Here is a 13,731-nt window from a genome sequence, read left to right as displayed (position 1 = left end):
ACGGACCCATCGGGTGCCGCCGTTGTCCGCCGGGGTGCCGGCGGCCGGTAGATACACACTGCGTGTTGGTGGTGCGCCGCCAGGCTACCAGGGGTGCTCCGGTGCCACCCGGGGACGACCGCGGGCGGTCGTAGGATCTCCACCATGGTCGAGATCCCGGCGCCACGACCCACCGACCTCCTGACCATCGGCGAGGTCGTGGAACGGACCGGGGTCCCTGCGTCCGCCCTGCACTTCTACGAACGGAAGGGGCTCGTCCACCCGGAACGGACCGCCGGCGGCACCCGCCTGTACCCGCGCCACGTCGAGCGCCGCATCGCGATCATCCAGGTGGCGAAGCGCCTCGGGATCCCGCTCGCCGAGGTCGCCGAGCAGTTCGCGGCGCTGCCGTCCGACCGGATGCCGTCGCTGCGGGACTGGGAGCGGTTGAACGAACGGTGGCGGGCACGGTTGCGCGCCCGCCAGCTCGAACTCGAGCGGCTGCAGCGCGAGATGGACCAGTGCATCGGCTGCGGGTGCGTCTCGTTGAACGCCTGCCTGGTGATGAACCCCGGCGACGCCCTGGGCGCGGAGGGCCGTGGCGCGCGCCGACTGCTGCCGATCGAGGACGAGGTGTCGGAGCCCACCGCCTGACGGTCGTGCGGGGTGCGGCGGGGCCGCCCCGTGCCTCCCGTCCGCCGTCCGGGGGCCGACGGACGCGGGCTCAGCGGCCCGCGTCGCGGAGGCCCGCGTCGATGCGCGTGAGCAGCGCGACCGTCGCGTCGACGTCCCGCTCGTCACCGGCGAGCGCCGAGCGCAGCACGCCCGACCAGTGCGCGTGGAGCCGGGCGATGCTCTGCCCGGCGAGCGGCGTGGAGAACAGCTGCACCGTCCGGGCGTCCTCCGGGTGCGGGCGGCGCTCCACCATGCCCTTCGCGACGAGGGAGCCGAGCGCGACGCTCGTGTTGCTCCGCTTCAGCGCGGTCGCGTCGGCGACGGCGCTCGGCGTGGAGCCGGGGTTCCGGTCGACCCAGCGCATCACGAGCGCCTCGGTGCCGGTGAGCGGCACGACCTCGGGCAGCCGGGCGCCGTTCGGGTCCACCTCGCGCGCGATGCGGAGCACCACGTCGGCGAGTTCGGCGAGGAGGTCGTCCGTCACCGCTCGGTCCATGCCGCCACTGTAGCGACGGGCGCGGGCTCAGCGGCGCGGCGGGTTCCCACGCAGCCTCGGTCCGCGGAGGAACGGGATCCGCGGCATCGCCCAGTCCACCCAGACGACGCGCACCCCCGGCGCCACCGCGATCGACCAGAGGATCGACGCGGCCGCGTCGGTCGGGTAGTGCACGGCGTCGATCGAGACGGCGAAGAACACGACGACGATCGCGACGACGCCGAGCGTCAGCACCAGTCGGTGCCACCGGGTCTCGCGCAGCAACCAGATGAGCGCGATCACGAACGCCGTGATGTACACGGTGTGGCCGCTCGGGTAGCCGGGGTCGGGCTGCACGGGGAACGGGTGCGACAACACAGCGACGTCCGGACGGGCCCGGTGCACGATCTCCTTGACCACCGCCGCCGGCACCCAGGTGATCGCGATCGTCCCGCCGAAGGCCAGGGCGGGCCGCAGGTCGTGCGTCCGCCACCAGATGACCGCGACCACCACGACGGTGATGCCGATCGCCGGCCCCGGGCTGATGACGTGGTAGACGGCCGTCGAGAACGCACCGAGCGCCCCGGTGTGCAGGGTGTTGAGGGCCTTCGAGAGCCCGATGTCGACGGTGCCGAGGGTGAAGCCGACGATGGTGATGACGATCACCGCGGCGACCGCGATGGCGATGGACGCCAGCGGGGTGCGGCTCGGCAGGAGGATGCCGTCGAGGTCGTCCTCGCGTCGGCGGGGGCGGAGGGCTGCGTCGGACATCCGGCCATCGTCGCAGGTCCGGACCGGTGCGTGGCCGCGCCGCACCCGCCGGACCCTCAGAGCTCGTTCAGCGAACCGCGGTCCCGGACGAACACCGCGGCGAGGACGGCGACGACGATCGCGACGACCGCCGCCACGACGAACGCGCCGTGCATGCCGCCGAGGAAGGCGTCCCGGGCGGTCGCCGCGGCCTCCGCGCCGAGTCCGCTCGGCACGATCCCCTGCGCGAGGCCCTGGCGCGCGGCGGTCCCGAGTCCGAGCCCGGCGGTGCCGGAGAGCACCCCGGCGCTCACCACGGCCGACAGGACCGAGGTGCCGAGCGCACCGCCGAGCTGCAGGGCGGTCGCCTGGAAGCCACCGGCGACACCGGCGAGCTGCACCGGGGCGCTCCCGACGACGGCTTCCGCCCCGGCGGTCATCGTGAAGCCGGCACCGAGCGCGAACACGACGAAGGGGATCGCCATCCCGAGGTACGGGGAGTCCTGCGTGGTCGCGGTCAGGGCCAGCAGTGCGACGCCCACGAGCAGCAGGCCGAGGGTGAGCGTCCGACGCACCCCGAAGCGGCCGACGAGCGCGGCACCGATCGGGGACGCGACGATCGAGACACCGCTCAGCGGCAGCTGCATGAGACCGGCCTCGAGTCCGCTCGCCCCGCGCAGGTTGAGCATGTACAGCGAGAGGAAGAACGTCACGCCGAGCATCGCGAAGAAGTTCGCGCCGACCCCGAGCCCGCCGATGGACAGCGAGGACGAGCGGAAGAGCGACATCGGCAGCAGCGGGTCCGCGACCCGGCGTTCCACGAGCACGAAGACGACGAGGAGCACGACGCCGGCGACGAGCACGCCGAGGGTGAGCGGGCTGCCCCAGCCCCAGGACTCGGACTGCACGACGGCGAGCACGATGCCGAACAGGCCGGCTGCCAGGAGGACGACCCCGACCACGTCGAACCGGCCGCGCTGCGGGGCGGTCGACTCGCGGAGGACGAGGGCGCCCACGACGAGTCCGACGGCCGCGATCGGCGCGTTCACGAAGAACACCGACTCCCAGCCTGCGCTCGCGACGAGGATCCCGGCGACGATCGGCCCCGCGGCGATGGCGACCGACGACGCACCGCCCCAGACGCCGACCGCGACGCCGAACTGCTCGCGGGGGAAGGTCGCCCGGAGCAGCGCGAGGGTCTGCGGCATGAGGAGCGCTGCGCTGAGGCCCTGCACCGCGCGGAACGCGATGACGCCCTCGGCGGTGCCGACGACACCGATCGCGACGGAGGACAGGGCGAACGCGACGACCCCGACGAGGTACATGCGGCGGCGGCCGAAGCGGTCGCCGAGCTTGCCGCCGAGGATGAGGAACACGGCGAGCGCCAGCAGGTAGGCGTTCGTGATCCACTGCAGCTCGGTGAAGGTGGTGCCGAGGTCCGCGGCGATGGCCGGGTTCGCGATCGAGACGACGGTGGCGTCGAGCCCGACCATGAACAGGCCGAAGCACACGGCCACGAGGGTGGCGACGGGGTTGCCGCGGAGTCGTCCGCGACGGGTCTCGGGCATGGTGGTGGTCACGAGGGCTCCTTCGGTGGGCACGGATCGTGCTCCGGCGGCGGAGCCGCACGGCGAGAGGCACGAGGGTGCGAACCGAAGGACACGGGGGTGGCACCGTCGAGCGGTACACGAGCCGGTCAGCGTTCCCGCGCGCCGACCAGCCCCCTTGGTTCTGATCTCATAACTGTAGCACGGGGTCCGGTCCGGGTCAGGACTCGGCGCCGCCCTGCTCGACGATGTCCCCGGCGGGGTCGATCGACGCGCGGACGACCGCGTCGAGTGCCGACACGATGTCCTCGAGCGCCAGGGACGGGCCGTCGCCGGCGATGTCCGGCGTCGCCGGCACGTGCACGAAGCCGGCACGGAAGCCCTCGCGCCCCGCGAACGACATCAGCTCGTAGAACACCTGGTTGCAGGTGAAGGTGCCCGCGGTGTTCGACACGGCGGCGGGCACGCCGGCTGCCCGGACGTCGCGCACGATGCGCTTGATCGGCAGGCCGGAGAACGCCGCCGGCGGGCCGTACGGGTCGATCGGCTCGTCGACCGGCTGCGCTCCGGCGTTGTCCGGGATGCGGGCGTCCATCACGTTGATGGCGACGCGCTCCGGGGTGACCGCGGCGCGGCCGGCCGCGAGGCCCGTCGCGACGACGACGGTCGGGCGGTGCTGGGCGATGAGCGCCGCCAGGCGCGGGCGTTCCTCGGCGAAGACCACCGGCAGCTGTTCGACGACGAGCGTCGCCGGCCCGTCCCAGGTGGCGGCGAGGCGCTGGGCGGCGTCCCACGAGGGGTTCCGGGCGTCACCGCCGAAGGGCTCGAAGGCGGTCAGCAGGACGGTCGGTTCGCTCGGCGCAGCCACGGTCCCATGCTACGGACGCCGGACGCCGGGCGCCGGACGGGCGTGCCCTGCGCCCGACGTCCGCACCGTGTCGACCTCGTCGACTGTCGGCCCTCAGGCGCCGGCACCGCCGTCGACCGGGACGATCGCTCCCGTGACCATCGATGCGCGGTCGCTCAGCAGCCACGCCGCCACCTCGGCGACCTCCTCCGGGCGCGCCATGCGGCCGAGCGGCACCGAGGCGTCGATCTGGGCCTTCACACCCGGGGTGGCCGCTTCCCACGCGTCGATCATGTCCGTCGCGGTGCCGCCCGGGGTGATGCCGTTCACCCGGATGCCGTCCGACGCCCAGGTGACGGCCGCCGTCTCGGTGATGCTGTTGAGCGCTCGCTTCATCGCGCCGTACGCGGGCGGCGCGGGGTTGGCGCGGCGGCTGCCGATGCTCGACGTGTTCACGATCGCGCCAGCCCCGGTCCGGCGCATGAGGGCCGCCTCCGCGGTCATCGCGACCCAGTGCCCGCGGAAGTTCACCGCGAACTGCGTGTCGACGTCCTCGTCGCTCGTCGTGTCGAGGGGACCGGGCTGCTGGAAGGCCGCCCCGTTGTTGAACGCGCCGTCGAGGCGACCGTGGAGCTCCTCGGCACGGGCCACCGCCGCTCGGACGCTCGACGGGGTCGCGAGGTCGAGCGCGACGGCGTCCGCCGTCCCGCCCTCGGCACGCACGTCGGCGACGACGCCGTCGAGGGCCCGGGTGTCGCGGGCGGCGAGGACGACCGCGGCGCCTTCCCGGGCGAAGAGCCGGGCCGCGGCGGCGCCGATCCCGCGACTCGCTCCGGTGATGAGGACGACCTTGCCGGTGAGCAGGCCGACGGGTGTGGTGGTGGTGGTGGGGTTCGTCATGGCACCAGCGTCGCGCCGCCCGCACGACCCGATCCAGGTACATCCGGTACCAGGACACGGCGTCGGGCAGGGGGCAGACTCCCGGACATGGACAAGCAGGAACTCGCCGACTTCCTCCGGACCCGCCGTGCTCGCGTGCGACCCGAGGACGTCGGCCTGCCGCCGGGTCCACGGCGGCGGACCCCCGGACTGCGGCGCGAGGAGGTGGCCGTGCTCGCCCACGTGTCCACGGAGTACTACGTCCGCCTCGAACAGGGACGGGCGCCGCGACCGTCGGCCGAGGTGCTCGCGGGCATCGCCGGTGCGCTCCGGTTGACCGCCGCGGAGTCCGGGCACCTGCACCTGTTGGCGGGGACGGCACCGCTGCCCGGTGGCACCGTCGACCGCGTCGTCCGCCCGAGCATCCTCGCGGTCGTCGAGCGGCTGCCGCACACCGCGGCCTTCGTCCTCTCGGCGACCTTCGAGGTCCTCGCGTGGAACCCGCTGGCCGCCGCGCTCATGGAGGACTTCGGTCGCCGGCCGCCGTCCGCCCGGAACCTCGCCCGCCGCGCGTTCCCGCCGGACGGCGCCGCCGAGGACACCCCCGCTCCGTACGGCATCACGGACGGGCGCGAGTTCCAGCACCACGTCGTCGTGCAGCTCCGCACGACCCTCGCACGGCACCCCTCGGATCCCACGGTCCGTGCACTCGTCGACGAGCTCCACACGACGAACGCGACGTTCGCACGGCTGTGGGCACGACACGACGTCCAGGCGACGCCGATGCTCACGAAGACCTTCCACCACCCGGCGGTCGGCGCCGTCACCGTGGACTGCGACAGCATGGCCCTCGTCGAGAGCGACCAGCACCTCGTCCTGTACACGGCGCCCGCCGGGTCGCCGGACGCGGACGCCCTGGCGCTGCTCGGAGTCCTGGGGCCGGAGGCCGCCGCATCTCCTTCGAATTCGCAACACCTAGACTGACCGGGTGGCCGCAGACGACTCCCCGCCCCTCGACCCCGCCGAGCTCGGTGCCTACTTCGCCCTGATCGAGGTCAGCAGCCTGCTCCGGCACACCGTCGAGCAGCAGCTGAAGGAGGCCGGCGGCCTGAGCTACGTGCAGTTCCAGCTCCTCGCCACCCTCGGTGACGCAGCCGACGGCAGCCGCCGGATGACGGACCTCGCCGACGGCGTCGTCTACAGCCGGAGCGGACTCACCTACCAGGTCGGACTGCTCGAGCAGAGCGGCCTCGTGACGCGGAGCCCGTCCGCCGACGACGAGCGCGGCGTCACCGTGACCATCACCGACGCCGGCCGCGCAGTCCTCGGCGCGGTGTTCCCCGGCCACGTCGCGGTGCTCCGACAGCTGTTCCTGGAGCCGCTCTCCGCGCAGGACGTCGGCAGCCTGGCGGACGTGCTGGGGCGGGTGCGCGACCACATGCGGACGATCCCCCCGCGGTCCGCCCGTCCGCGCCGGAAGCGCGGCTGACCCGGACCGCGGCGCTCAGTCCTCGACGTCGAAGACCACGACACGGGCGCTCGACGCACCGATGTGCTCCGCGACCGGACGGTGCTCGGGGTGCGGCAGGTAGCCGTCGAGCGCGGCGCGGTCCCGGAAGCGCACGACGAGCATCCAGTCGAAGCCGTCCTCCTTGCCCTCGGTGCTGACGCTCGTGCCCGAGCGCACCGACTCGACGCCGTCGATGCGGACGAGGTGCTCGGCCGCGAGCGCGTCCGCTCGCGCCGCGTGGTCCCCGTCCGTCTCCCAGGCCACCAGGACCACGTGCGTCACGCCTGCCATCTGCTGCTCCCGTCGCCGACCGACGGACGGTGCCGGCGGTTCCCCTCGATCGTGGCACGGCGGTGCCGGGGCCGCCCGCAGACACCGGTCCGGCTGTGCCCGTCCACATCCGCGGCTCCTAGCGTCCATCGCGTACGAGCAAGCACTCGACGGAGAGGAAACACCATGGCAAGCGGAGTGGCAGCAGTCTGGGTCCCGGTCAGCGACATGCAGCGAGCGGTCGCCTTCTACCGCGACACGCTCGGTCTCGAGGTCTCGAGCGAGTCCGACGACTGGAGCGAGATCGACGCCAACGGCCTGCGGATCGGGCTGAACGCCCGCGAGTCGGCGTCGTCGTCGAACGGCGGCGGTGCGGTGGTCACCTTCCAGCCGGACGGGTCCATCGAGGACGAGGTGTCCGACCTCACGTCGAAGGGCGTCGACTTCGCGGGCGGGATCAGCGAGCACCCGTGGGGCAAGATCGTGCCCTTCACGGACAGCGAGGGCAACGACCTCCAGCTGTACTCGCCGCCGCAGGGCTGACGCGAGCGGGTCGTGGACGCGACCCACTGACGGACTGGAGGCGCGGTGCCAGCTGGCACCGCGCCTCCAGTCCGTCTGCAGCTCCGCCTAGAAGGCGGGCGTCCCGCCCGCGATCGTGATGGTCGACCCGGACTGGTAGCTCGACTCCGGGCTCACCAGGTGCACGTACGCCGCACCGAGCTCGGCGGGCTGGCCCGGTCGGCCGAACGGCGAGGACTCACCGAAGTGCGCGACCGTCTCGGCGTCGTCCGAACCCGGCTGCAGCGGCGTCCACACCGGCCCGGGAGCCACCGAGTTCACCCGGATGCCCTTCGGGGCGAGCTGCTGGGCGACGGCCTCGGTGAAGAGCTTGATCGCACCCTTCGACACCGCGTAGTCGATCTTGTCCGGCGACGGCGTCGACGCCTGGATCGAACCGGTGGTGACGATCGTCGAGCCGGGCTCCATGTGCGGCACCGCGGCCTTGGTCAACCAGAAGAGCGAGTAGATGTTCGTCTTGAAGGTGGAGTCGAACATCGACGTGTCGAGCGTGAGGATGTCCTCGTTGCTGTCCATGCGGCCGGCGACCATGACGAGGGTGTCGAGCCCGCCGAGCTCGTCGACGGCCTTCTGGACGAGGTCCGTGCAGTACTGCTCGTCGGAGATGTCGCCCGGCACGAGGACGGCCTTGCGCCCCTCGGACTCGAGGAGGTCGCGGACCTGCTCGGCGTCCTCCTGCTCGTCGGGGAGGTAGGAGAGGACGAGGTCGGCACCCTCGCGGGAGAGCGCGATCGCCGCGGCGCGGCCGATGCCGGAGTCCGCACCGGTGACGATGCCGCGGAAGCCGGTCAGCCGTTCCTTGCCGACGTAGCTGTCCTCGCCGTGGTCCGGCTTCGGGTCCATCTTCCAGGCCGCACCGGGCAGCGACTGCTCCTGCTGCGGGAACGGCGGCTTCGGGTAGAGGGTGTTCGGATCGCGCTTCTCGTACTGGCTCATGGCCCCAGGGTGCTCGCGGTGGCCTCACGCCCGGTTCAGGACTGCCAGGGGCGGCCACCACACCGGGTTCATCCGCCACACCGGGTTCATCCGCTCAACGCGTTGCGGAGCACAACGGAACTGCAAACCGGCATCGCGTCGGCTCCGAATGTACTGTGGGCGTCCCCTGGAGGGCGCAACAGTGCCCGTCCACCGAGAAAAGGATCAGATCATGACCACCAGCGCAGCGAACAACCGGGTCGGCTTCGGCTCGACCTGGACCCAGAAGGGCGCCGCGGTGTTCGGCGTCGTCTTCCTCCTCGTCGGCATCGCCGGCTTCATCCCCGGTCTGACCATGGACATGGGCACCATGTCGGTCGCCGGACACGGCTCGATGGCGATGCTCGTCGGCCTGTTCCAGGTCTCCGTGCTCCACAACATCGTGCACCTGCTCTTCGGTGTCGTCGGCCTCCTCGCCGCCCGCACCCCCCGCGGTTCGCGCCTGTACCTGGTCGTCGGCGGCATCGTCTACGCCGTCCTGTTCGTCTACGGCCTGTTCACCGCCGGCATGGCCGACCCGGCGAACTTCGTGCCGCTGAACAGCGCCGACAACGTGCTGCACCTCGTGCTCGCCGTCGCGATGATCGTGCTCGGCCTGCTCCTCCCCCGCATCGGGACGCGTCGGGTCTAGTCCAGCGCGACGGTCGGCACCCACGGGTGCCGACGCACACCGGGAGTCGGCCCGGACCACGGCACCACGTGGTCCGGGCCGACTCTCGTCGTCGGGGGCGGCTCCGACCGGGCGTCGGTGCGACCGTCAGAGGGCCGGCGCTCCGCCGAGGACGAGGTCCCGGACCCGTGCCGCGGCACCGAGTGCCACGGCATCCGCCCCGAGGGCGGACTGCGCGAGCCGGATCGACGCACCGCTGACCGGCGGCTCGGCCGCGATCGCCCGGGCCGTCGCCGGTTCGAGCAGGTCCCAGGACCGGGCGATCCCGCCGCCGATCACGACGGTCGTCACGTCGAGGATCCCGGCCGTCAACAGCGCCGCGCGGGCGAGTCCCCACCCGGCGGTCTCGAACACCGCCGCCGCGTCGGGGTCGCCGGCACGCGCGGCCTCCGCGACCGCACGGGCGGACAACCGACGGCCGGTCCGCTCGGCGTGACGGTCCGCGATGCCCCGTGCACCCGCGATGGTCTCCAGGTGGCCGACCTGCCCGCAGGTGCAGAGCGCGTCGCCGAAGCCCGGCACGTGTCCGATCTCGCCGGCGGCGCCGCGGGGACCGGCGAAGAGCACCCCGCCGAGCACGAGCGCTCCGCCGACACCGGTGCCGAGGGTCATCCCGAGCACGTCCGGCTCGCCGGCGACCGCCCCCGTGGCGACCTCCCCGAGCAGGAACGCGTTCACGTCGTTGTCGAGCGTCGCGGGCACCCCGAGCGCCGACGCGACCGCGTCGACCACGCCGTACCCGGCCCACCCCGTGAACGAGTTGCCGGTGACCAGCACGGTCCCGGTGTCCGCGTCGACCACCCCGGCGGCGCCGACACCCACGCCGGCCAGCGACCCGCCGTGCCGCTCGAGCAGCTCCGTGACCGCGCCGAGCGCCGCTCCGACGATGGCCGCACCGCCCGCGTGGGCGGGCGTCGGCAGGTCGATCCGGTCGACGACGTCGAGGGTCGGCGACGCCAGGAGCACCTTCGTGTTCGTCCCGCCGACGTCGACGCCGGCGAGGACGGCGTCCGTGCCGATCACGCAGTCACCGCCGCGAGGGTCGCGAGCCGCTCGGCCCGACGCCGCCGTTGCAGGACCGGGTCCGGGACGGGGACGGCGGCCAGCAGCCGTCGGGTGTAGTCCGTGGTCGGGTGCAGGAGCGTGCTGCCGGTGGCACCCTGCTCCTCGACGACGCCCTGGCGCATCACGACGACCCGCTCGGCGAACTGCTGCACGACGGCCAGGTCGTGGGACACGAACAGGCACGCGAACCCGAGGTCGCCCTGCAGCTCGCGGAGCACCTCGAGCACCGTCTCCTGCACGCTGACGTCGAGCGCGCTGGTCGGTTCGTCGGCCACGAGCAACCGCGGGGACAGCACGAGCGCGCGGGCGAGCGAGACGCGCTGCCGCTGTCCGCCGGAGAGTTCCCGTGGAGCCCGCGACGCCAGGGTGCGCGGCAGCCGGACGGCGTCGAGGACCTCGTCGACGCGACGCCGACGGTCGGCGGAGGACATGCCCCGGCGGTGCACGGCGAGGGGCTCGGCGATGCACTCGGCGACGGACATCCGCGCGTCGAGCGAGGCGACCGGGTCCTGCAGCACCACGCCGATCCCGGACCGGAGCGCACGGCGGTCGCGGCCCTTCGCGGTGCGGAGGTCCGACCCGAACAGGTGCACGCTGCCGGAGGTCGGCTTGACCAGACCGAGCGCGACCCGCGCGGCCGTCGACTTGCCGGAGCCGGACTCGCCGACCAGTCCGACGGTCTCGCCGGCGTGCACCGCGATGTCGATGCCGCTCAGGGCGTGGACGGCCCGCGCCCCGCGCCCGAACGTCACCGAGACGTCCCGCAGGTCGACCGCCGGGGGCGCGTCGTGCCTCCCGTCCGCTCCTTCCGCTGCGACCGCGGCGCGGTCCGTGACGGAACGCGGGGTGGCGGTGCCGACGGCGCCGGCGACGGCCAGCCGCGGCACGGCGGCGAGCAGCCGCTTCGTGTAGTCGTGCTGCGGCCGGAGCAGGACGTCCTCGACGCCTCCGGTCTCGACGATCCCGCCCTGCAGCATCACCGCGACCCGGTCGGCGAAGTCCGCCACGACGCCCATGTTGTGCGTGACGAGCAGGACGCCCGTGCCGGTGTCGGCGGCGAGCGCCCGCAGCAGCTCGAGGATCTCGGCCTGCACCGTCACGTCGAGCGCGGTCGTCGGCTCGTCCGCGATGAGGAGCGCCGGCGAGTTCGCGATCGCCATCGCGATGACGACACGCTGCCGCTGGCCGCCGGAGAGCTGGAACGGGAACGCCTTCGCACGGGTCTCCGGCGACGGGATGCCGACCCGGCGGAGGAGTTCGACGGCCTCGGCGTGCGCTTCGGCGGCCGTCACCGTGCGGTGGTTCCGGACGACCTCGGCGATCTGGGCGCCGATGCGGGTGAGTGGATCGAGGGCGGTCGCGGGCTCCTGGAGGACCATCGACACGGTCGAGCCGCGCAACGACCGGAGCGACGGTTCCGGCGCCCCGACGATCTCGTGGCCGTCGACGACCGCGCTGCCGGTCGCGGAGGCGTTGCCGGAGAGCAGCCCCATCGCGGCGAGCGCGACCGTGGACTTGCCGGACCCGGACTCGCCGACGAGCGCGAGGGTCTCGCCCGGCTCGACGTGCAGGGAGACCCCGCGGACGGCGTCGACGGTGCCCGACTCGGTGCGGAAGGTGACCCCGAGGTCGGTGGTGGTCAGGATGGACATCAGCGGCCCCTCACGTCGAAGGCGTCCCGGAGCCCGTCGCCGACGGCGTTGAACGCGCAGACGACCAGGATCACGGCGAGACCCGGGGGCACGATCAGCCACCAGCGTCCGGAGTAGGCGGCGGTCAGACCCGCCGAGAGCATGCCGCCCCAGTCCGTCGCCGGAGCCTGCACCCCGAGGCCCAGGTACGAGACGTAGGCGACGAGGAGGATCGCGTCGGCGACCTGGAACGTGGCCGCCACGACGATCGTCGACACCGAGTTCGGCAGCAGGTGCTTCCCGATCGCGCGGGCGTGGGAGCCGCCGATCGCGCGGAGGGTGAGCACGTAGTCGCGGTTCTTCAGCGTCAGCGTCTCGGCGCGGATGAGCCGGGAGGGCACGAGCCACGACACGAACCCGAGGATGACGATGAGGCCCCAGACGCCCGGGGTCGTGATCGCGGAGATCACGAGCAGGATGAAGAGCGCGGGGATCGCGATGCCGGCGTCGACCACGCGCATCATGACGGCGTCGACCCAGCCGCCGACGTACCCGGCGACCGAGCCCCAGAGCGTGCCGACGACCGTGGCGAGGACGCCGGCGGCGATGCCGACCAGGAGCGACACCTTCCCGCCGTACATCAGGCGACCGAGGACGTCGTGCCCGACCGCGTCGGTGCCGAACCAGTGCGCGGCGCTCGGGCCGAGGTTCGCCTGGGTCAGCTGGGTGTGCGTCTGGTCGGTCGGGTACACGAAGGGCCCGACGAAGCAGAACAGCACGATGACGACGATGACGACGAGGCCGATCACCGCGAGGGTGTTGTGCCGGAAGCGGCGGACGGCCAGCTTCCAGCCGGTCGACGCGACGACGACGGGGGCTCCCGGTGCTTCGGGAGCCATCTGGACGGCGGTCATGCGCGGCCTGCCTTCACTCTGGGGTCGATCAGGGACTGCGCGACGTCGGCGAGCAGCGTCCCGACGACCGTCGCGATCGAGATGACGAGCACGCAGCCGAGGAGCGTCGGGTAGTCCGACGTCTGTGCCGCGTTCCAGAACAGCAGCCCCATCCCGGGGTAGTTGAACAGCTGCTCGGTGACGAGCGCCCCGCCGAACAGGACCGGCAGGTAGTAGCCGAGCATCGCGACCACGGGGGTGAGCGAGTTGCGGAACACGTGCCGCCGCAGGATCGTCGCCGTCGACGCTCCCCCGGCCCGGGCCGTGCGCACGTAGTCCTCGTGGAGGTTCTCGAGCGTCGCGGCGCGCATGTACCGGCTGAACACGGCGATCATCGCGAGGGCACCGGTGACGACGGGCAGGACGAGTCCCGCCGGGTCCTGGAACACCTCGGCGAGGGTGTTGCCGCTCGGCGCCTGGGACGGCAGCCACGGCAGCTGCTGGCTGAACACGATGATCAGGACGAGCCCGAGGAAGAACGCGGGCGTCGAGTAGAAGACGAAGGCGAGGGCCGTGGCGGCGTAGTCGACCGCGCCGTTGCGACGGACCGCCTGCCACATGCCGACGGGGATCGCGATGACGATGCCGAGCACGGCGGACATGCCGGTGAGGACGAGGGTCTTCGGCAGGCGCTCGGTGATGAGCTGCGAGACCGGCTCGTTGAGCGTGTACGAGGTGCCGAGGTCACCGGTGAGCAGGCGGCCGAGGAACCGGAGGTACTGCAGGGGCAGCGGCTGGTCGAGCCCCTGCGCCTGGTTGAACGCGGTGATCTGCGCGGGCGTCGCGGAGACACCGAGGACGCCGCGGGCGGGTCCGCCGGGCAGGGCGTGCAGCAGGCAGAACACGACGATCGTGACGATGAGGATCACCGCGAGCGCCTGCAGGACGCGCCTGGTGAGGTAGAGAGCTGTGGACATGCGACT

16 protein-coding genes are annotated in these 13,731 nt (G+C 72.9%); 5 read left to right on the top strand and 11 right to left on the bottom strand.

Translation table 11 applies throughout. The features are described from left to right. Positions 1–144: 144 nt before the first annotated feature. Entirely contained in the window at positions 145–633 is a 489-nt protein-coding gene (soxR, locus tag AAEP86_RS05425; protein ID WP_420369518.1) for a redox-sensitive transcriptional activator SoxR, read from the top strand. 70 nt (positions 634–703) lie between these two features. Here the strand turns inward: soxR and AAEP86_RS05420 are convergent, their stop codons facing one another. From AAEP86_RS05420 to AAEP86_RS05400, 5 genes are all read right to left on the bottom strand, one after another. Beyond that, on the bottom strand, positions 704–1,150 hold the full coding sequence (locus tag AAEP86_RS05420; protein WP_420369517.1) for a MarR family winged helix-turn-helix transcriptional regulator: 447 nt from the start codon (positions 1,148–1,150) through the stop codon (positions 704–706). A gap of 27 nt (positions 1,151–1,177) precedes the next feature. After that, entirely contained in the window at positions 1,178–1,900 is a 723-nt protein-coding gene (locus tag AAEP86_RS05415; protein ID WP_420369516.1) for a phosphatase PAP2 family protein, read from the bottom strand. Between the two features lie 56 nt (positions 1,901–1,956). Then, entirely contained in the window at positions 1,957–3,459 is a 1,503-nt protein-coding gene (locus tag AAEP86_RS05410; RefSeq protein ID WP_420369515.1) for an MFS transporter, read from the bottom strand. Positions 3,460–3,646: 187 nt separating this feature from the next. After that, a complete protein-coding gene (gene pcp / locus AAEP86_RS05405; RefSeq protein ID WP_420369514.1) occupies positions 3,647–4,294 on the bottom strand; it encodes a pyroglutamyl-peptidase I in 648 nt (215 codons plus the stop codon). Positions 4,295–4,387: 93 nt separating this feature from the next. Continuing rightward, entirely contained in the window at positions 4,388–5,173 is a 786-nt protein-coding gene (locus AAEP86_RS05400) for an SDR family NAD(P)-dependent oxidoreductase (protein ID WP_420369513.1), read from the bottom strand. A gap of 87 nt (positions 5,174–5,260) precedes the next feature. Here AAEP86_RS05400 and AAEP86_RS05395 point away from each other — a divergent pair, with 87 nt between their 5' ends. Next, positions 5,261–6,136, top strand: coding sequence for a helix-turn-helix domain-containing protein (locus AAEP86_RS05395; protein WP_420369512.1), 876 nt, complete (start codon positions 5,261–5,263; stop codon positions 6,134–6,136). 4 nt (positions 6,137–6,140) lie between these two features. Beyond that, entirely contained in the window at positions 6,141–6,641 is a 501-nt protein-coding gene (locus tag AAEP86_RS05390; RefSeq protein WP_420369511.1) for a MarR family winged helix-turn-helix transcriptional regulator, read from the top strand. A gap of 15 nt (positions 6,642–6,656) precedes the next feature. Here the strand turns inward: AAEP86_RS05390 and AAEP86_RS05385 are convergent, their stop codons facing one another. After that, on the bottom strand, positions 6,657–6,953 hold the full coding sequence (locus AAEP86_RS05385; RefSeq protein WP_420369510.1) for a Dabb family protein: 297 nt from the start codon (positions 6,951–6,953) through the stop codon (positions 6,657–6,659). A gap of 165 nt (positions 6,954–7,118) precedes the next feature. Between AAEP86_RS05385 and AAEP86_RS05380 the strand changes: the two genes are divergently transcribed. Next, positions 7,119–7,475, top strand: coding sequence for a VOC family protein (locus tag AAEP86_RS05380; RefSeq protein WP_420369509.1), 357 nt, complete (start codon positions 7,119–7,121; stop codon positions 7,473–7,475). Between the two features lie 87 nt (positions 7,476–7,562). On the opposite strand, the gene AAEP86_RS05375 is transcribed toward AAEP86_RS05380, so the two are convergent. Next, a complete protein-coding gene (locus AAEP86_RS05375) occupies positions 7,563–8,450 on the bottom strand; it encodes an SDR family oxidoreductase (protein WP_420369508.1) in 888 nt (295 codons plus the stop codon). 211 nt (positions 8,451–8,661) lie between these two features. Here AAEP86_RS05375 and AAEP86_RS05370 point away from each other — a divergent pair, with 211 nt between their 5' ends. After that, positions 8,662–9,120: a DUF4383 domain-containing protein gene (locus AAEP86_RS05370; RefSeq protein WP_420369507.1), complete on the top strand. Its 459-nt coding sequence runs from the start codon at positions 8,662–8,664 to the stop codon at positions 9,118–9,120. Between the two features lie 126 nt (positions 9,121–9,246). On the opposite strand, the gene AAEP86_RS05365 is transcribed toward AAEP86_RS05370, so the two are convergent. From AAEP86_RS05365 to AAEP86_RS05350, 4 genes are read right to left on the bottom strand one after another with little or no spacing between them, the layout of a single operon-like run. After that, positions 9,247–10,182: an ROK family protein gene (locus tag AAEP86_RS05365; protein ID WP_420369506.1), complete on the bottom strand. Its 936-nt coding sequence runs from the start codon at positions 10,180–10,182 to the stop codon at positions 9,247–9,249. After that, a complete protein-coding gene (locus tag AAEP86_RS05360; RefSeq protein WP_420369505.1) occupies positions 10,179–11,876 on the bottom strand; it encodes a dipeptide ABC transporter ATP-binding protein in 1,698 nt (565 codons plus the stop codon). Before AAEP86_RS05360 ends, AAEP86_RS05365 begins: the two co-directional genes overlap by 4 nt. Next, positions 11,876–12,769, bottom strand: coding sequence for an ABC transporter permease (locus AAEP86_RS05355; protein ID WP_420369504.1), 894 nt, complete (start codon positions 12,767–12,769; stop codon positions 11,876–11,878). Before AAEP86_RS05355 ends, AAEP86_RS05360 begins: the two co-directional genes overlap by 1 nt. Beyond that, positions 12,766–13,725: an ABC transporter permease gene (locus tag AAEP86_RS05350; RefSeq protein ID WP_420369503.1), complete on the bottom strand. Its 960-nt coding sequence runs from the start codon at positions 13,723–13,725 to the stop codon at positions 12,766–12,768. Before AAEP86_RS05350 ends, AAEP86_RS05355 begins: the two co-directional genes overlap by 4 nt. Positions 13,726–13,731 lie beyond the last annotated feature (6 nt).

The sequence above is a fragment of the Curtobacterium sp. L1-20 genome, assembly GCF_048755855.1.
Classification (GTDB): Bacteria; Actinomycetota; Actinomycetes; order Actinomycetales; family Microbacteriaceae; genus Curtobacterium.
Note: the sequence above shows the minus strand (reverse complement) of the source record. Positions and strands in the feature narration are given on the sequence as shown.